We start from the raw sequence: 17,887 nt of genomic DNA, 5'->3' as shown, positions 1-17,887 counted from the left end.
GCGTCGGCCTCTTCCCGCCGTACGGGATCTACCGGCTGCACCGCCGCCCCGCCGATCGAACCGTTCCACAGAGCAGAGGAGATGGACGATGACGATGAGCACCGACCCCGTGCAGGCCGAGGGCGGGAAGCATGGCGGTCCTCCGTCGGACAAGCCGTGGACTCCGCCGTCGGAGCCGAAGCCGTCTCCGGACGGCAGCCGTCCCACGTTCGTTCCGCAGCCGTGAGCACGGCACCCCAGGTGTCCACCTATCCGGCGCTGGTCCAGGAGTTGGCCGACCGTGGGCTGCTTGGTGCCCGTTGGCGGCGGGTGTTCGAGGCCGTGCCGCGCAGCCGGTTCGTTCCGGCGGCTGTGTGGCGGCAGTTGCCCGACCGGTGCGAGCCGGTGGTGGGGACGGATGCGTGGCTGGCGCTGGTCAACAGCGACGAACCGGTGGTCACGCAGCTCGACGGCGGGGCCGAGGGCGGGCCCGGTGTCGCGACGTCGTCGAACTCGATGCCCTCGATGGTCGCCCGCATGCTCGGCCTGCTCGAAGTCTCGGATGGCCAAAGGGTGTTGGAGATCGGCACCGGCACCGGGTACGTTGCCGCGCTGCTCTGCGAGCGGCTCGGTGACGATCTGGTCCACAGTGTGGAGCTGGATCCGGTCGTGGCCCGGCAGGCGGGGGAGGCTCTGGCGCAGGCCGGGTACCGGCCGCGTCTGCGGGTCGGGGACGGTGAGCGGCCGTGGCCCGGCCTGGGGCTGGTGGACCGGCTGATCGCCACGTGCGCGGTGCGGTACGTCCCGTACGGGCTGCTGCGGCAGGTCCGGCCCGGCGGGGTCGTCGTGGCCCCGCTGGCCCGGGAGTTCTGGTCGGGTGCGCTGGTCCAGCTCCGTGTCCAGGGCGACGGTACGGCGGTGGGGCCGTTCCGCGGCGGGGCCACGTACATGCCGATGCGCTCCCATCGCGTACCCGACCTCCACGACGTGCGGGGCAAGGGGCGGGCCCGCGCGGCGGGCCTGGATCCCGCCCGGCTCCTCGACCTCGGGTTCGCGTTGTACGCGGGGGCGCGGTTGCCCGGCGTGCGGCTCATCCACCAGGACACCGCCGAAGGTGTCCAGGTGTGGGTGACCCGTGAGGGCGGGGGTGCTGCGACGGCTGCCACGGGGGAGGGGGTGTGGCAGTACGGGCCCGGGTTTCTGTGGGAGGAGATCGAGCAGGTCTGGTGGGAGTACGAGTCGGTGGGGCGGCCCGACGCCGAGCAGTTCGGGCTGACCGTGACCGACCGGGGACAGCAGGTATGGCTCCGCGACCCACGCGCGGTCATCAGGCCTGGTAGGAGGCACTCGGTATAGGGGGCTCAGCTCTGTGCAGCAGGTAACCGGAGGCGTCGGAGCTGCGGGAAGCGGGTTCCATGGGACTGACGGAGAGGCGTAGGGCCTTGGACTACAGTCAGGAGAAATGTGCCCAGTTGGTCGGTGTGGACCGCACAACGGTCGGCGGGAGTCAGCGACTGGGCGGGCGGGGGACCTGCCAGGCGCGGATGTCCGCGATGAATTCCTGGTAGGAGCGATTCGACCCCTTGGGCTCGGTGAGTAACCCTTGCGCCAGAGCTGTGGACACGATCTCCGGGCCGTCGCTCTCCCTGAAGCGGGGGCTCGTGAGGAGACCTTCGAGATCTTCCTTCGGATTCTGGCGACGCCCGCTGTCCTTGCCTTTCCACGTCGCTGGAATCTTCCAGGAAGCCCGGTGCAGAGTGAACGCTTCGGGAAAGAGGAGGAGCCAGGCTTCGGACTCGGCGGCGGCGAGCGCGTACACGGATGAGGAGTCGGCGGCCGCCTTGCCCAGTGCGGCCGAGACAGCCTTTCGTGCGGCGTCGTAGGCAGGGCCGGGGCAGGCGTCCATGTCTTCGTGCACGGCGATCCCGACGAACTCGCCCGCCTTCAGGCGGGCTTTGCCTCGCGCCTTGCTGACCAGGGTATTCGCTGCTGTGGCCAGTTCAGCGCCCGACTTCTTCCGTAGGCGTACGGGATCGGTGATCTCGGTGAGAGTGACGGCAGCAGCAAGGGCCGGATGGGCTGCCTTGATGAACGCGGCCAGCATGCGGCGATCGTTCGCGCTCTCGCCCGCAAGCACGACGATGCCCCGGCCGGACGGCTTGGACATCCGCCTGCGACTCACAGCTCGTCCTCTGTCAGGTCGCCCCCCAGCACGCCGGAGAACCACAGCTCGCCGAGGGGCTGGTCACCTGTCTCCGCAACGATCGCCTGGATCTCGGTCGTTGTCAGGGCAGGGATGATGGAAGCTCCGTGCTCGTCCCGGTCGCACACGATGAACTCGTGAGGTTCCAGCCGGTCGACGAGTGCGGGAGAGTGGGTCGCCACGATGAACTGCGTGCGCGCCGAGGCTTCCCTCATCCGCTCCACAATGAGTTCGAGAGCTTGCGGGTGCAGGCCGTGGTCGATCTCTTCGACGCACGTCAGGGCCGGTGGCTGAGGGTCGTAGAGCATGGCCAGGAGACCCAGCAGGCGCACTGTCCCGAATGAGGCCTCGGCCAGCGGAGTGGGCCGGCGCAGGCCGCGTTCGCGAAGCACCACCGCCAGGCGCTCGGCGAAGCCCCCGACCTGCTCGAACTCGATGGCGTCCAGCTGCGGAAGAACGCGGCGGGCATCGTGTGTCAGATGATCCCAGCGTTCCTCATCGGCGCTGAGCTGGATCAGGAACGCCGCAAGGTTCCTTGCGTGCGGCTCCAGACGGCCGGGCTCGATCGAGTGGGTGCGTGTTGGCTGTCGAGCAGCGGTGACGTCCACGTCGAAGACCCTGAAGGACGACAAGCGCTCCGCGACCCTCGTCACCTCCTCCCCGCCGTCCGACCGTCCCAGCCGGGGCAGGGTGGACAGACCGCTGCTCAGCCGCTGGATACCGAACTTGCCTCCGTCGGACTCGCGACCGGCCCTCTCGTCCACGACTCGGGCCGCATCGCCGGAAATCGTGATCCGACGGCCCCGGCCCTGTGTCCGCTTGAACCGGAAACTCTCTTGGCGTGACAACGTGTAGGAATCGCGGCTGCCAGGCAGGGAGCGCCTGCGAATGGTCAGCGAGTACTCGTCCGGAGCTTTGGCGCTCGCATGCGTGGTCCAGTCCGCCGTGAGGCGAATCGCCATGGAAGTGGGCGGTTTTTCGCCCCCCCAGAAGGCCACTTCGTCGAATCCGCCTCGCTCGTCGAGCGCCGGTTGCAGGTCGGTGCGGATGATCGCAGCAAGGAAGTCGAACACCTTGAGTACGTTCGACTTGCCCACCCCGTTGGGGCCCACCAGGACGGTGAGCGGTCCGAGGGGGATCGTCACATCACGAAGGCTGCGGAAGTTCTCGACGTGTAGTTCCAGAAGACGGCCGGGCATGGGATGAACCTATCGGGTAGCAGGTCGCCGGGCGGGCGCAAGTGCCTTGAGGAAACAGCGTCCAGCCTGATGTGCTCAGGTGGCGACAGCCTCTGTGCGGCGTAGAGCGTGCGGCTGACACGACATTCTCGATGGTGCGAAGCATGGGAACCCGTTGCTTCGCCGCCCTACCCCCGCCCCACCACCGCCCCCGCCCGGTCGATGCAGATCACGTCGACCGCGACCGGCGCGCCCCGCAGAACCGCCAACGCCTCGTCGCGGGCCCGTGCCGCCACCAGGTCGCCCAGCGGGACGCCCGCCGCCTCGCACAGGCGCAGCGCCTCCAGGCCCGTGTTGGCGGTGGTGATCCGGGCGGCCAGCTCCTTGTCCGCGCCGCCCGTCCTGGCCAGGGCGGCCAGAAAGGGCTTGTCGACCTGGGAGCGGGCCGAGTGGAGGTCCAGGTGGCCCGCCGCGAGTTTGGAGAGTTTGGCGAAGCCGCCGCAGATCGTGAGGCGGGCGACGGGATGCCGGCGTACGTATTTGAGGACCGCGCCCGCGAAGTCGCCCATGTCCAGCAGTGCGATGTCCGGCAGGTCGTACTCCGCGGTCACCGTCTTCTCCGACGTCGAGCCCGTGCAGCCCGCCACGTGGGTCAGGCCCGCCGCCCGCGCCACGTCCACGCCCCGGCGGATCGAGTCGATCCAGGCCGAGCAGGAGTACGGGACCACGACGCCCGTGGTGCCGAGGATCGAGAGGCCGCCCAGGATGCCGAGGCGGCCGTTCCACGTCGAGCGGGCGATCTCCTCGCCGTGGTCGACGGAGACCGTGATCTCCACGTCCCCCGACCCGTCGTGCTCCGCCGCCACCCGCTCCACGTGCTCGCGCATCAGCCGGCGCGGGACCGGGTTCACCGCGGGCTCCCCGACCTCCAGCGGCAGGCCGGGGAGGGTGACCGTACCGACGCCCGGGCCCGCCCGGAACACCACGCCGGAGCCCGGCGGCAGCCTGCGTACCGTCGACCTCACCAGCGCCCCGTGCGTCACGTCCGGGTCGTCGCCGGCGTCCTTGACCACTCCGGCCGTCGCCACCGGCTCACCCGGCCCGGCCGTCAGTTCCTCCACCGCCAGCGCGAACGCCGGTGTCTGGCCCTTCGGCAGCGTGATGCTCACCGGGTCCGGGAAGTCGCCGGTCAGCAGTGCCGTGTACGCGGCCGTCGTCGCGGCCGTGGCACAGGCGCCGGTCGTCCAGCCGGGGCGCAGGCCGGTGTGTTTGAGTTGGGCACTGCGACCACCCCGCGCCTCAGCGTTCATGAGAAGAGTCCGTTCCGATGCCTGTGCAGCCTGTGCATGTCCTTGTTCTGGGGGGTACGACCGAGGCGCGCCGACTGGCCGAGAGCCTTGCCGCCCATGAACCGGGGGTCCGTGTCACCACCTCGCTCGCCGGGCGCGTCGCCTCGCCGAGGTTTCCGCCGGGTGACGTGCGCGTCGGTGGTTTCGGTGGTCCCGACGGGCTCGCCGCCTGGGTGCGTGAGCATGGTGTGGACGCCGTTGTCGATGCCACCCACCCCTTCGCCGCGACCATGAGCCGGAACGCGGCCGAGGCCGCCGTGCAGGCCCATGTTCCTCTCCTCGCCCTCCGCCGGCCCGGCTGGGTCGCCCAGGACGGTGACCGCTGGCACTCCGCCGGGTCGCTCGCCGAGGCCGCCGAGCTGCTGCCCGCACTCGGCGAGCGGGTCTTCCTCACCACCGGGCGGATGGGGCTCGCCGCCTTCGCCGACCTGCACGATCTGTGGTTCCTCGTGCGGTCCGTCGACGCGCCGGAGCAGCCCTGCCCGGCCCGGATGGAGGTCCTGCTCGATCGGGGGCCGTTCGATCTCCAAGGGGAGCGGGAGCTGCTCCGCCGTCATCGCGTCGACGTCCTCGTCACCAAGGACAGCGGCGGGGACGCCACCGCCCCCAAGCTCGCCGCCGCCCGTGAAGCCGGGATTCCCGTCGTCGTCGTCCGGCGGCCACCGGTACCGGAAGGGGTGCCGGTGGCCTGTACGCCCGACGAGGCCGTGCGGTGGGTGCGCCGGCTCTAGGCGGAGGGCGCGGAGGGCTCGGAGGGCTCGGAGGGGTTCGAGGGCTCCGGCGCCTCCGGGTAGCGGCGCGGTGTCCAGACGATGCCCCGGTCGTCCTGGCCCCTCCGGGTCCAGCGCGTCTGCGACGAGCCCACGATCAGCAGCGTCCGCATGTCCACCTCCGCCGGGTCCAGATCCGCCAGCCGCACCGTCCGTACGCTCTCCGTCGGGCCGCCCACATCCCGGCCGAGGACGACCGGCGTGTCCGGCGAGCGGTGCTCCAGGAGCAGGTCGCGGGCCTTGCCGACCTGCCACGTACGGGACTTGGAGCCCGGGTTGTACAGGGCCAGCACCAGGTCCGCCGAGGCCGCCGCGCGCAGGCGTTCCGCGATGACCTCCCAAGGCTTGAGCCGGTCCGAGAGGGAGATCGTGGCGTAGTCGTGGCCCAGCGGCGCGCCCGCGCGGGCCGCTGCCGCGTTGGCCGCGGTGACGCCGGGCAGGACGCGTACCGGGATGTCCGCGTACGCCTCCTGCGAGGCCGTCTCCAGCACCGCCGTCGCCATCGCGAAGACCCCGGGGTCGCCGCCGGAGACCACCGCGACGCGGCGGCCCCGCCGGGCCAGGTCCAGGGCGAACTCGGCGCGCTCCGACTCCACCTTGTTGTCCGAGCCGTGTCGCGCCTGGCCGGGGCGGACCGGCACCCGGTCCAGGTAGGTCGTGTAGCCCACCACGTCGTCGGCGGCGGCGAGTGCTCCGCGCGTCTCGGGTGTCAGCCACAGCGGGCCCGCCGGGCCGGTGCCGACGACCACGACCTCGCCACCGGCGGACGGCGAGGGCCTGGGCGCGTCTACGCGGCTCGGCAGCACCGCCACCGAGAAGTACGGGACCGACGCCGGGTCGATGTCCGCGAGGTCACCCGTGCGCTCCCCGGCCATCGTCGCCCGCTCCACGTACCGCGCCTCCGCCAGCCTCCCCGACGCCTCGAACGCCCCGCGCACCGCCGGGAACGTACGCCCCAGCTTCATCACCACCGCCGTGTCCGTGGCGGCGAGACGAGCCGTCAGCTCCTCCTCCGGCAGCGTGCCAGGCAGGATCGTGAGGATCTCCTCGCCCTCGACCAGGGGGGTGCCGAGCCGGGCCGCCGCCGCGCTCACGGACGTCACGCCCGGGATGACCTCGGTCGCGTAACGGCCGGCCAGGCGCTTGTGCATGTGCATGTACGAGCCGTAGAACATCGGGTCGCCCTCGGCGAGCACCACCACGGCCAGACCCGCGTCCAGATGCGCCGCGAGGCGGGCCGCGGCCTTCTCGTAGAACTCCTCAAGCGCGCCCCGGTAACCGCCCGGGTGGTCCGTGGTCTCCGTCGTGACGGGGTAGACCAGGGCCTCCTCGATGTGGTCGGGCCGCAGGTGTGCCGCCGCGATGGACCGGGCGATCGAGCGGCCGTGCCGGGCGCTGTGGTACGCGACGACGTCCGCCTCGGCGATCGCCCGGACGGCCCGCAGGGTCATCAGCTCCGGGTCGCCGGGGCCGAGCCCGACGCCGTACAGCTTGCCGTCGCCCTTCTTGATCCCGGGCTCCGTCATCCCGGGCGCCGGAGAAGGCGCCGGAGTGGTCACCGGAGAAGTCGCTGGAGTGGTCGCTGGAGTGGTCACTACTCTTCCTCGCTGGCGATGGCGTTGAGCGCCGCGGCCGCTATCGCGCTGCCGCCGCGCCGGCCGCGCACGATCAGGTGCTCCAGCCCCGACGCGTGCTCGGCCAGAGCCTCCTTGGACTCGGCCGCGCCGATGAAGCCGACCGGGACGCCGATGACGGCGGCCGGGCGCGGGGCGCCCTCCTCGATCATCTCCAGCAGCCGGAACAGGGCGGTCGGGGCGTTGCCCACCGCCACGACCGCACCCCCCATCCGGTCCCGCCACAGCTCCAGGGCAGCCGCGCTGCGCGTGGTCCCCATCTTCGCGGCCAGTTCCGGAACGGACGGATCGGACAGCGTGCACACCACGTCGTTGTCCGCGGGCAGCCGCTTGCGGGTGACCCCGCTGGCCACCATCGCCACGTCGCAGAGGATCGGGGCGCCCGAGCGCAGGGCCGCGCGGGCGTCGGCCACGGCGTTCGGCGAGAAGGCGAGGTCAGTCACGAGGTCGACCATGCCGCAGGCGTGGATCATCCGGACGACGACCTGGCTGACGTCGGCGGGCAGCCCGGCCAGATCCGCCTCCGCGCGGATGGTGGCGAAGGACTGGCGGTAGATCGCCGGTCCGTCCTTCTCGTACTGGTGCACAGTGCTGTCGCTTTCTTCTGCCGGTATGCCGGAATGCCGGTATGGGGGACGGGGGAGGGGGAGCGTGTTCATGCGCGGGCCGCGGCCACCGTCGCCGCGAGTGCCGCCGGGTTGTTCCGGACCGTCGCCGGGGGGTCCCGGCGTTCGCCCCGTACGTGCGAGATCCGGTGCCCGTCGGGCGTGACGACCACGTCGATCCACTCCCCGTGAGGGTGGCCGCAGCGGCGTTCGCACCCGGACCAGTACACAGGGAGCCGCCCGACCGGTCCGACAGCGGCCCCCGCTTCGGCCCGCACGTCGGCCAGCGACTTCGCGCAGCCCGGGTGGCCGATGCAGGCCCCCACCCCGGTCCACGGTGAGTCCGGGCCGGTGATCAGGCCGGTCGCAGCCAGGGTGCGGAGTGCCTCCGCCGCGTCGTCCTGCCCGGACTGCCCGTCCTGCCCGGACTGCCCGTCCTGCCCGGACTGCCCGAAGGGGCCGGGGATGATGACTCCGCGCCACGGGGTGAGGCGCAGTTCGCTCCCGTGCCGCCGGGCCGTTTCGGTGAGCAGCCGCCACTGGGTGGCGGTCAGCCGCCCCAGGGGTACGCCGATGCTGATCGCGGTCGTGGTGTCGCCGTCGCCGTCGCCGTCGTTGTCCTGTGCGGTGACCGGGCCCGGTTCCGGAGCCTTCGCCGTACGCGGGCGGGGGCGGTGGACGGCCTCGTCCGCCGCCACCCCTCCGATGGTCCGGGCGACCTCGCCGGGCAGCGCCGCGCGTACGTCGTCGGGCAGGTCCTTCACGCGCCACGCGCCGGAGTCCCGGGCGGCGCGGAGGAACGCCTCGGCGGCCAGGAGCGCGGCGCGCGGGCCCTTCCCGGCCGGAACCCGGAACACCTCGTCCTCCGCCCCGACCCTCAGGAGGCAGTCGTCACCCTCCGCGATCAGCGTCACGTCCGCGCCCAGCGCGTCCACGTCGCCGCGACCGTCGTCCAGGGCGAAGAGGAAGCGCCCGGAGAGCGATGCGGCGGCGGCCGATGCGCACACCAGGCCGTCCAGCTCGGACAGCCAGCCCCCGAGCGCGGGGGAACCGTCCAGGCCGGCGAGCGGCGAGGCCACGATGTTGCGGGCCCGCTCGTGCGCCGCGGACGGCAGCAGCCCGGCGGCGCCGAGCAGTTCGGCCGGCCCACCGCCGCACTCCGCGTCGAGGCCGCGCAGCTGTACGTTGCCCCGCGAGGTGAGATGCAGGTCACCGTCGCCGAACCGGCCGGCCACCGCGAGCAGCGCGTCCGCCCGGTCCGCGCTCAGCACCCCGCCGGGGATGCGTACGCGGGCCAGCGCCCCGTCGTCGGCCCGGTGCAGCCGCAGCGTCCCCGGGCAGGCGTCGCCGCCGTCGCGGAGGGATGTGCCGCCCGTGGAAAGGGGCGAGGGGGCGGAATCGGGCATGGCGGCGAGCATACCGACCGTGTCGATCCGATCGGCGGGCTCACTCCTGTGACCTGTGGGACAGCCGAGCGTGGGGAGCCGCGCCCGGGTCTGTGGGACAGCCGACCGCGGTGAGCCGCGCCCCGTGGGCGGGACAGGAGGTGTCCGGCGCGGAGCCGGACCCGCGAACAGTGATCACCACCGCACCCCCGCCCCCTGCCCCGCGTCCACCCCGGCCGCTTAGGATGCAGGCGGTGGTCCGTTCAGGCCGCCATCGCCAGACGGCGACAGGGGAGGAAGCCCGGTGAGATTCCGGCGCGGTCCCGCCACTGTGAGCCCGGCCGCCACCACCGGCCGGGCGAGTCAGGAACTCCCTTCCCCGAGCGCCCGGTTTCCCACCGGGCGCGGCGCCCGGCCCTCCGCCGGGTGTTGGGGAGACCCTCCGACACCGCCCGGGGCGTGGACACCCCGAGGAAGGCCTGACGCAGCATGATCCTGCTCCTGTCGACGTCCGACACCGACCTCCTGAGCGCCCGCGCTTCCGAAGGACCCGTCAGCTACCGGTACGCCAACCCCTCCCGCGTCTCCCTCGACGGCCTGCCGGACCTGCTGGACGGCGTCGACCTCGTCGTCGTACGCCTCCTCGGCGGGGTACGGGCATGGCAGGAGGGGCTCGACGCGGTGCTGGCGACCGGCCGCCCCGTCGTCGTGCTGACCGGTGAGCAGGCCCCCGACGCCCAGTTGATGGCCGCGTCCACCGTGCCGATCGGCATCGCGGCCGAGGCGCACGCCTACCTCGCGCACGGCGGGCCCGCCAACCTGGAGCAGCTCGCCCGGTTCCTCTCCGACACCGTGCTGCTGACCGGCCACGGCTTCGAACCGCCCGCCCCGGCCCCCGCGTGGGGCCCGCTGGAGCGGGAGGCCCGTGCGGTGCCCGAGGGTGCGCCGACCGTCGCCGTTCTCTACTACCGCGCCCACCACATGAGCGGGAACACCGCGTTCATCGACGCCCTGTGCACTGCCGTGGAGGATGCCGGTGCCCGGCCGCTCCCGCTGTACGTCGCGTCCCTCCGTACGCCGGAGGCCGAGCTGATCGACGCGCTCCGCGCCGCCGATGCCATCGTGACCACCGTCCTCGCGGCGGGCGGCACCAGGCCCGCCGAGGCGTCGGCCGGCGGTGACGACGAGTCGTGGGACGCGGGCGCGCTCACCGGGCTCGACGTGCCGGTCCTCCAGGCGCTCTGCCTCACCAGCCCGCGCAGCGCCTGGGAGGAGAACGACGAGGGAGTCTCCCCGCTGGACGCGGCCACGCAGATCGCGGTGCCGGAGTTCGACGGGCGGTTGATCACGGTGCCGTTCTCGTTCAAGGAGATCGACGAGGACGGGCTCCCGGCGTACGTCGCCGACGCCGAGCGGGCGGCCCGGGTCGCCGGGATCGCCGTACGGCACGCGAAGCTGCGGCACATCCCGAACGCCGAGAAGAAGATCGCGCTCGTGCTGTCCGCCTACCCGACCAAGCACTCCCGGATCGGCAACGCCGTCGGGCTCGACACCCCCGCCAGCGCCGTGGCGCTGCTGCGCCGGCTGCGCGCCGAGGGGTACGACTTCGGGGCCGAGGAGGACATCCCGGGGCTGGTCTCCGGCGACGGCGACGAGCTGATCTACGCGCTGATCGAGGCGGGCGGCCATGACCAGGAGTGGCTGACCGAGGAGCAGTTGGCCCGTAACCCGGTCCGTATCCCGGCCGCCGACTACCGCCGCTGGTTCGCCACCCTCCCCGAGGAGCTGCGCCACGCGGTGGAGCGGCACTGGGGGCCGGCGCCCGGCGAGATGTTCGTGGACCGGTCCGCCAACCCGGAGGGCGACATCGTCCTCGCGGCTCTGCGGCGCGGGAACCTCCTCATCCTCATCCAGCCGCCGCGCGGCTTCGGCGAGAACCCGATCGCGATCTACCACGACCCCGATCTGCCGCCCTCGCACCACTACCTGGCCGCCTACCGCTGGATCGCCGCCTCCGCCGACGACAACGGCTTCGGCGCCGACGCGATGATCCACCTCGGCAAGCACGGGAATCTGGAGTGGCTGCCGGGCAAGAACGCGGGGCTGTCGGCCGCGTGCGGTCCGGACGCCGCCCTCGGGGATCTCCCGCTCGTCTACCCGTTCCTGGTGAACGACCCGGGCGAGGGCACGCAGGCCAAGCGCCGCGTCCACGCCACGCTGATCGACCACCTCGTGCCGCCGATGGCCCGCGCCGACAGCTACGGCGACATCGCCCGCCTGGAGCAGCTCCTCGACGAGCACGCCCAGATCGCCGCCATGGACCCGGCGAAGCTGCCCGCGATCCGGGCGCAGATCTGGACGCTGATCCAGGCCGCGAAGCTCGACCACGACCTCGGCCTGGAGGACCGGCCGGAGGACGAGGGCTTCGACGACTTCATCATGCATCTCGACGGCTGGCTCTGCGAGATCAAGGACGTCCAGATCCGCGACGGTCTGCACGTGCTGGGCAACCCGCCCGCCGGGAACGACCGGGTCAACCTGGTGCTGGCCGTGCTCCGCGCCCGCCAGATCTGGGGCGGTACGGCGTCGCTGCCGGGGCTCCGCGAGGCGCTCGGGCTCGACGAGTCGGCCGCCACCCGCACGGCCGCCGACACGATCGAGGAGCAGGCCCGCGCGCTCGTCCAGGCGATGGACGACGCCGGCTGGGACCCGGCCGCCGTCGCCGGTGTCGCCGCCGGGCTGCCGGACGCGATCGCCGACATCCTCACCTTCGCGGCCACCGAGGTCGTCCCGCGCATGGCGGCCACGACCGACGAACTCACGCACGCCGTGCACGCGTTGAACGGCGGGTTCGTCCCCGCCGGTCCGTCCGGTTCGCCGCTGCGCGGTCTCGTCAACGTGCTGCCGACCGGCCGCAACTTCTACTCCGTCGACCCGAAGGCCGTCCCCTCCAAGCTCGCCTGGGAGACCGGCCAGGCGCTGGCCGACTCGCTCCTCACCCGCTACCGCACCGACAACGGCGACTGGCCCACCTCGGTCGGCCTCTCCCTCTGGGGCACCAGCGCGATGCGCACGGCGGGCGACGACATCGCCGAAGCCTTCGCGCTGCTCGGCATCCGACCCGTCTGGGACGACGCCTCGCGCCGTGTGACGGGCCTTGAGCCCATCCCGTACGAGGAGCTGGGCCGCCCCCGGATCGACGTCACGCTGCGCATCTCGGGCTTCTTCCGCGACGCGTTCCCGCACACGGTCGGGCTGCTCGACGACGCCGTACGGCTGGCCGCCTCGCTGGACGAGCCGGCCGAGCAGAACTACGTACGGGCGCACACCCAGGCCGACCTGGCCGAGCACGGCGACGAACGGCGGGCCACCACCCGCATCTTCGGCTCCCGCCCCGGCACGTACGGAGCGGGCCTCCTCCAGCTCATCGACTCCCGTGACTGGCGCACCGACGCCGACCTCGCCGAGGTCTACACGGTCTGGGGCGGCTACGCCTACGGCCGCGAGCTGGACGGACGCCCGGCCCGCGAGGAGATGGAGAGCGCCTACAAGCGCATCGAGGTCGCCGCGAAGAACACCGACACCCGCGAGCACGACATCGCGGACTCCGACGACTACTTCCAGTACCACGGCGGCATGGTCGCCACCGTGCGCGCGCTGAAGGGCAGGGCCCCCGAGGCGTACATCGGGGACTCCACCCGCCCCGAGACCGTCCGCACGCGGACCCTCGTCGAGGAGACCTCCCGCGTCTTCCGGGCCCGGGTCGTCAACCCGAAGTGGATCGAGGCGATGCGCCGCCACGGCTACAAGGGCGCGTTCGAGCTGGCGGCCACGGTCGACTACCTCTTCGGGTACGACGCCACGACCGGCGTCGTCGCCGACTGGATGTACGACAAGCTCACCGAGACGTACGTACTCGACCCGGAGAACCGGCAGTTCCTCCAGGAAGCCAACCCCTGGGCCCTGCACGGCATCGCGGAACGCCTCCTGGAGGCCGAGTCGCGCGGCATGTGGGCCAAGCCCGACCCGGCGGTGCTGGACGCGCTGCGCCAGGTGTACCTGGAGACGGAAGGGAACCTGGAGGGCGAGGACTGACGGTGGGAGGCTGACGAGCCCGGCACGGGGGCCGGCGGACGCGGCGCCGGTGCGTCGGTGCGCCGACCCGTGCCGGTCCGCACGGTGGGGCTGCCTCGCGCGTGTCCCCCGGGCAGGGGCCGTGCCCCCCCGGCCGCGCTACCGGTCGGCCACGCGGTCCAGACGCATCTCCGGCTGTCATGGCCACGCACCCCAGAGATGTCATCTCCGCCGGGGGCCGAGATCCCCGCCGGTACCTGCGGCAGCCCTACGGCTCCGCGACACGGAGATCGCACGGAAATCGCCTGGAAGCCGACACCCCTGTCCCCGCAGAGTGTCCGTATGACGACGCCCGCCCGTGAGTTCCTGCCCGGACTCGACCTGTCCCGGATCCTCTACGAGGAGGCCGTGCGGCCGGTCCTCGACGCGGAGTGTCCCGGCCTGCGGTACGCCGCCGCCCGGATCGGCCCCGGCTCCGAGGTGCTCGGCCTCGACACCGACCGGTCGGTGGACCACGAATGGGGCCCGCGCCTGGACCTGTTCCTGGAGCCGGCCGACGTCGCCGCGCACGGGGAGCGGCTGCACCGCCTGTTCGCCGAGCGGCTGCCCAAGCAGGTGCGCGGCTGGCCGACGCACTTCCGGCACGCCGGCCCGGCGGACCCGGTCGGGCACATGGAGCTGACGGACGGCCCGGTCCACCACCGCGTCCTCGTCGCCGACGTCGGCGGGTGGCTGCACGATCAGCTCGGCCTCCGGCCCGGACCCGGCGGGGAGCCCCCGGCACCGGCGGTCCGCGACTGGCTGGCCATGCCGCAGCAGAAGCTGGCGGAGACCACCGGCGGCGCGGTGTTCCACGACGGTGTCGGCGCGCTGACCCGGGCGCGGCAGGAGCTGGCCTGGTATCCGGACGAGGTGTGGCGCTACGTGCTGGCCTGCCAGTGGCAGCGGATCTCCCAGGAGGAGGCGTTCGTCGGCCGCTGCGCCGAGGTGGGGGACGAGCTGGGGTCCGCCGTGGTCGCCGGGCGGCTCGTGCGCGACCTGATGCGTCTGTGCCTGCTCCCCGCACGGGAGTACCCGCCGTACGGCAAGTGGGTGGGGAGCGCCTTCGCCCGGCTGCCCGGGGCCGGCGAACTGCTGCCCGTCCTGCGGGGAGCCGTCACGGCCACGGAGTACCCGGCGCGCGAGAGGCACCTCTGCGACGCGTACGAGGCCGTGGCCGCGCTGCAGAACCGTACGGGCCTCGCGGAAGCGGTGGACCCCGGACGGCGGCCCTACCACAGCCACCCGTTCCAGGTGCTGCACGCCGAGCGCTTCGCCCACGCGCTGGCCCGGACCATCACCGACCCGGAGCTCAGGGCCCTGCCGCTGACCGGGAGCGCGGACCAGTGGGCAGACAGCACGGACTTCCTGGGGCGGCAGGAGGCCGTGCGGGCGGCGGTCGACGCGCTCGGCTGACGGGCTCGGCCGACGGGACCCGCCGACCGGTCCGCCACCGGTCCGCGGTCAGTTGAGAAGGATCACCAGGAGGACGCCGATGACGGCCGCTCCGACGATCCCGGCGAAGGTGGGCACGAACCAGCCCTGGTAGAGGAGACCTTGCTCCTGGGAGTCTCCGCCCTGCCCCGTGAGGGCGGGCTGAGCCGGGACGGGGACTGGGGCCGGTGCCGGGCGCACCGGCCGCGGCGGCGCGGTGGCCGGGGCCGCGACGTACGGGGCGGGGAGGGGCGCCGGCGGCTTCGCGGGGGCGGGGGAAGGGGCGGGGATGCCGGCGGCGGGCGGCACGGGTGTCTGGGGACGCGTCGGTGCGGGTGCGGGTGCGGCCACGGGGTGTGTGAGGAGGCCCGTCACGACCTGCTGCCACAGCTGCGGGGGCAGGTCGGGAGCGAGGTCGCCCGGGGGTGCGACCAGGATGTGGCGCAGCCACTCCATGCCGGTGTCGCGACCGTCCTTGAGGACGATGTTGAACAGCGGCCGGAGATCGGGGGCCCGGTGGGGGTCCCGTACGAGCGGGGCGACGGCCCAGGAGAAGAGCTCGGCCGCACGCTCCCGCATCTCCGGGGCGGACGGGCCCTCCGGCTCGGGCCGGCCGGGCCTGAAGTACAGGTTGTGCCGCAGCACTTCGGTGCACAGCGCGTGTGCGGTCGCTCCGTCCCGGGACCGCCGTCGGTCGGCGCGGGCCAGTTCGGCCAGGACGAGATCGCGGGAGGCCCACGGCAGTCCGTCGGCGCACAGGAGGGTCAGCAGCGCGGTGTCCCGGAGGTTCCGGAGCCGGGCGGCCAGCCGGGCGGACTGCGCGGCGTCGATGCGCTGGTGGACCAGCAACTCCTCGTGCAGGCGACGACGTTCCCGCTCGTGGCGTTCCTCCTGCTCGTGGCGCTCCTCCGGTACGTGGCCCTCCTCCGGTACGTGGCGCAACTCGTGCTCGTACCGTTCCTCCCGCTCTTCCTGCTGCTGGCGCGACTCCTGTACGTACCGTTCCTCCTGTTCGTACCGGTCCTCCTTTCTGTCCGGGCGTGGGGCCGGGACGGGGGCGGGGGCGGCCGGGGCATGGTGGGCGTTCAGCATGCGGCGCAGGGCGTCGCGCCGTTCCTGCCGGGGCAGGCGGGCGCCGGAGAGGAGTTCACCGGTCAGATGGGGCACGCCGGGAGCCGTGCCCGGGTGGGCGAGCACGTACTCGACCAGCTCCTTCGCCGCCGACATCTCCACGTCCGCCTCGGCGGGCAGCCGCAGCCGGATGCGGGCCAGCGACCGGGCGCCCGCCGCCTGGGACGACCACTCGGGCACACAGGTCAGGCGCAACGCGTGGGTGTCCACCGTGTCGTACGTGGCGTAGCTCCACTTCGTGCCGAACCAGTCGCCGAACACCGACAGCAGCCCCAGGTAGAGCAGGGGGGCGTAGTTCCGGCGCGGCCAGCCGGGCAGTTCGTGCTCCTCGGCCAGGAGTGAGAGCCGCCGGGAGGGGTCACGCAGCCACTCGGCGGTCACCACCATCAACGGCTTCTTCACCGTGGGGAGTTCCTGGACCATCTCGGGCAGCCGTTCGGCCGCCGTCGCCCGCAGCCGGGCCCCGTCCAGCGGCGGCAGGCCCCCGGCGGCGGTCTCGGCGACGGCGCGGTCGCTCCAGGCGCTGCCGCCGAGTCCCAGGCAGCGCAGCGGCGTCAGGGTGTCCGCGTCGCCGAACACCGCGTGGCAGGCCGTGCTGGGCCGGCCGCCCCGGTCCAGGGTGGGCCACCGCTGGAGGAGCACGGTCCCGCCGGTCCGGGAGGGGACGCGGACGCTGCTCGGCCGGGGTGCCGGGCCGGGGCCCGGCACCCAGAGGAGCGGGCCCAGTTCGCGGCGTAGGGACTCCGCGCGCTCGGCGGAGCAGGAGTGCGCCACCGCCGCCATGCCCGTACTGGAGCGGCCCTGGTTCCCGTCCCATCGGAAGATCACCTGGTCGATCCGGCCGGGCCCGTCGAGCCGGTCGCGTCGGCCGGCCTCCTCGCGCCGATCGAGGGCGTCGTTCACTGCGCTTCCCTTCCCACGCCGAATGATGCGGCGCCTCCGGGCGCCTCGATGATCCCGTGCATCGCCAGCAGTGAGACCAGGGGTTCCAGCACCCGGCGCGGTCCCGTGCCCGCCGGGTAGCGGCCCTGGCTCTCCTGGCCCCCGGTGGCCGAGGCGATGTGCAGGGTGCAGCGGCGGAACGCGTCGAAGGGCCGCAGCCAGGCCTGCCCGGCGTGCTGCCGCAGCAGCGCGTAGACGTCCCCGCTCTCCTGGAGGAACTGGTCCGGGCCGATCGCGGCGGGCGGCCCCTCGCCCAGCCAGCGGTCGACCGGCGGCTGGAACCGGAGCAGGTCGGACTTGCCGAGCACCATCGCCGCCGGGGTCTCCAGATAGGGGCCCGTGCGCGGCAGCCGGTCGAGCACGGCGCCGAACGCCGCGTCGCCGTCCCGGTCCACCTCGGTGCCCCAGCGCTCGCGCACCTCGTCGAGCTGGGGCAGCGGCAGTGCGAGCGCCGGGTCGACGACGAAGACCAGGGCGTCGATGCCGAGCAGGAAGCGCAACGCCCCATCGGTGCGGACGAGGTCCTCCCCGCCGAGGTCGAAGAAGGCGACCGGGCGGACCCGCCCCCGCGCATCGGTGAGCAGCAGTGACTCGACGAACCGTGCGAAGCCGTCCAGGCCGACCCCGCTCGTGTGGTCGAGCACCTTGCCGCTGCGCAGCGGCTGCACCCGCTCGCGGACGAAGCGGGCGTGCTGTTCCGGGTTGACGGACTGCCAGCCCACCCCGTACCGCTCCAGACCGCCGTCGGTGACCTCGGCGATCATCTGGGTGAGCAGGTGGCTCTTCCCGGTGCTGGACTGGCCGATCATGGCGACCGTCAGCGGGCGGCCGTGGGTGAGGTAGGGCACCGGGATGTGGTGCTCGGGGAAGTCCGGGTCGGCCGTGCACTGCTGGACGGCACCCCGCATGACGTCCTCGCGCCGTACCGGGTTGCCGATGCGGGAGAGGTCCAGAGGCCTGTACTGCATCTGGTTGTCCGTCACATAGAGCTTGTTCAGGTCGAGTTGGATGCCCTCCAGGCAGTACGGGCAGAGCACCTCCCCGGGGGGCCCGGCGCCGGGCCCCCCGCCCGTCGTCTCCTCGGCGGGGGCGGGCGTCCGCCGCTTGGCGTCCAGCGCCCGGTCGAACGCCTCCCGGTGCGGGCGCGCCCCGTCCCCTGCTGTG

11 protein-coding genes, 1 pseudogene and 1 riboswitch are annotated in these 17,887 nt (G+C 73.1%); of the genes and pseudogenes, 4 read left to right on the top strand and 8 right to left on the bottom strand.

What is annotated here, in order from left to right; genetic code table 11:
* Window positions 1-222 precede the first annotated feature (222 nt).
* Window positions 223-1,335, top strand: a complete 1,113-nt coding sequence (locus B9S58_RS25640; protein WP_103534409.1) for a methyltransferase domain-containing protein — start codon at window positions 223-225, stop codon at window positions 1,333-1,335.
* Window positions 1,336-1,486: 151 nt separating this feature from the next.
* On the opposite strand, the gene B9S58_RS25635 is transcribed toward B9S58_RS25640, so the two are convergent.
* The 3 genes from B9S58_RS25635 to B9S58_RS25625 all read right to left on the bottom strand — a co-directional run bounded on the left by B9S58_RS25635 (window position 1,487) and on the right by B9S58_RS25625 (window position 4,670).
* Window positions 1,487-2,146 carry a hypothetical protein gene (locus B9S58_RS25635; RefSeq protein WP_258045011.1) on the bottom strand — a complete coding sequence of 220 codons (660 nt, stop codon included), beginning with the start codon at window positions 2,144-2,146 and terminating at the stop codon, window positions 1,487-1,489.
* An 11-nt stretch (window positions 2,147-2,157) separates the two neighbouring features.
* A complete protein-coding gene (locus B9S58_RS25630) occupies window positions 2,158-3,381 on the bottom strand; it encodes an AAA family ATPase (RefSeq protein ID WP_103534408.1) in 1,224 nt (407 codons plus the stop codon).
* 167 nt (window positions 3,382-3,548) lie between these two features.
* Complete coding sequence (locus B9S58_RS25625; protein WP_103534407.1) at window positions 3,549-4,670, bottom strand: cobalt-precorrin-5B (C(1))-methyltransferase; 1,122 nt, start codon at window positions 4,668-4,670, stop codon at window positions 3,549-3,551.
* Between the two features lie 17 nt (window positions 4,671-4,687).
* Between B9S58_RS25625 and B9S58_RS25620 the strand changes: the two genes are divergently transcribed.
* Window positions 4,688-5,440, top strand: coding sequence for a cobalt-precorrin-6A reductase (locus tag B9S58_RS25620; RefSeq protein WP_103534406.1), 753 nt, complete (start codon window positions 4,688-4,690; stop codon window positions 5,438-5,440).
* Here B9S58_RS25620 and B9S58_RS25615 read toward each other — a convergent pair.
* From B9S58_RS25615 to B9S58_RS25605, 3 genes are all read right to left on the bottom strand, one after another.
* On the bottom strand, window positions 5,437-7,005 hold the full coding sequence (locus B9S58_RS25615; RefSeq protein ID WP_103534405.1) for a precorrin-2 C(20)-methyltransferase: 1,569 nt from the start codon (window positions 7,003-7,005) through the stop codon (window positions 5,437-5,439). The two genes, B9S58_RS25620 and B9S58_RS25615, sit on opposite strands and share 4 nt — an antisense overlap.
* A gap of 68 nt (window positions 7,006-7,073) precedes the next feature.
* Complete coding sequence (locus B9S58_RS25610) at window positions 7,074-7,700, bottom strand: precorrin-8X methylmutase (protein ID WP_103534404.1); 627 nt, start codon at window positions 7,698-7,700, stop codon at window positions 7,074-7,076.
* Between the two features lie 68 nt (window positions 7,701-7,768).
* Complete coding sequence (locus tag B9S58_RS25605) at window positions 7,769-9,136, bottom strand: cobalamin biosynthesis protein CobG (RefSeq protein WP_103534403.1); 1,368 nt, start codon at window positions 9,134-9,136, stop codon at window positions 7,769-7,771.
* Window positions 9,137-9,396: 260 nt separating this feature from the next.
* Window positions 9,397-9,476: riboswitch (cobalamin riboswitch) on the top strand.
* Between the two features lie 116 nt (window positions 9,477-9,592).
* On the opposite strand from B9S58_RS25605, the gene cobN reads away from it, so the two are divergent.
* Both cobN and B9S58_RS25595 read left to right on the top strand, forming a co-directional pair.
* The gene (gene cobN / locus B9S58_RS25600) at window positions 9,593-13,198 is read left to right on the top strand and encodes a cobaltochelatase subunit CobN (protein ID WP_103534402.1); all 3,606 of its coding nucleotides are present in this window, start codon (window positions 9,593-9,595) and stop codon (window positions 13,196-13,198) included.
* A gap of 321 nt (window positions 13,199-13,519) precedes the next feature.
* Complete coding sequence (locus B9S58_RS25595; RefSeq protein WP_103534401.1) at window positions 13,520-14,632, top strand: DUF4037 domain-containing protein; 1,113 nt, start codon at window positions 13,520-13,522, stop codon at window positions 14,630-14,632.
* 48 nt (window positions 14,633-14,680) lie between these two features.
* On the opposite strand, the gene B9S58_RS25590 is transcribed toward B9S58_RS25595, so the two are convergent.
* Together B9S58_RS25590 and B9S58_RS25585 are read right to left on the bottom strand one after the other, a co-directional pair.
* Window positions 14,681-16,684 carry a hypothetical protein gene (locus B9S58_RS25590; protein WP_103534400.1) on the bottom strand — a complete coding sequence of 668 codons (2,004 nt, stop codon included), beginning with the start codon at window positions 16,682-16,684 and terminating at the stop codon, window positions 14,681-14,683.
* Window positions 16,681-17,887: pseudogene (locus B9S58_RS25585) on the bottom strand (hypothetical protein); the annotation flags it as partial. The pseudogene B9S58_RS25585 and the gene B9S58_RS25590, both read right to left, overlap by 4 nt.

It is taken from the genome of Streptomyces sp. SM11, from assembly GCF_002910905.1.
Classification (GTDB): Bacteria; Actinomycetota; Actinomycetes; order Streptomycetales; family Streptomycetaceae; genus Streptomyces.
The sequence above is the reverse complement of the archived record's forward strand: the minus strand, read 5'-3'. Positions and strand labels throughout refer to the sequence as shown.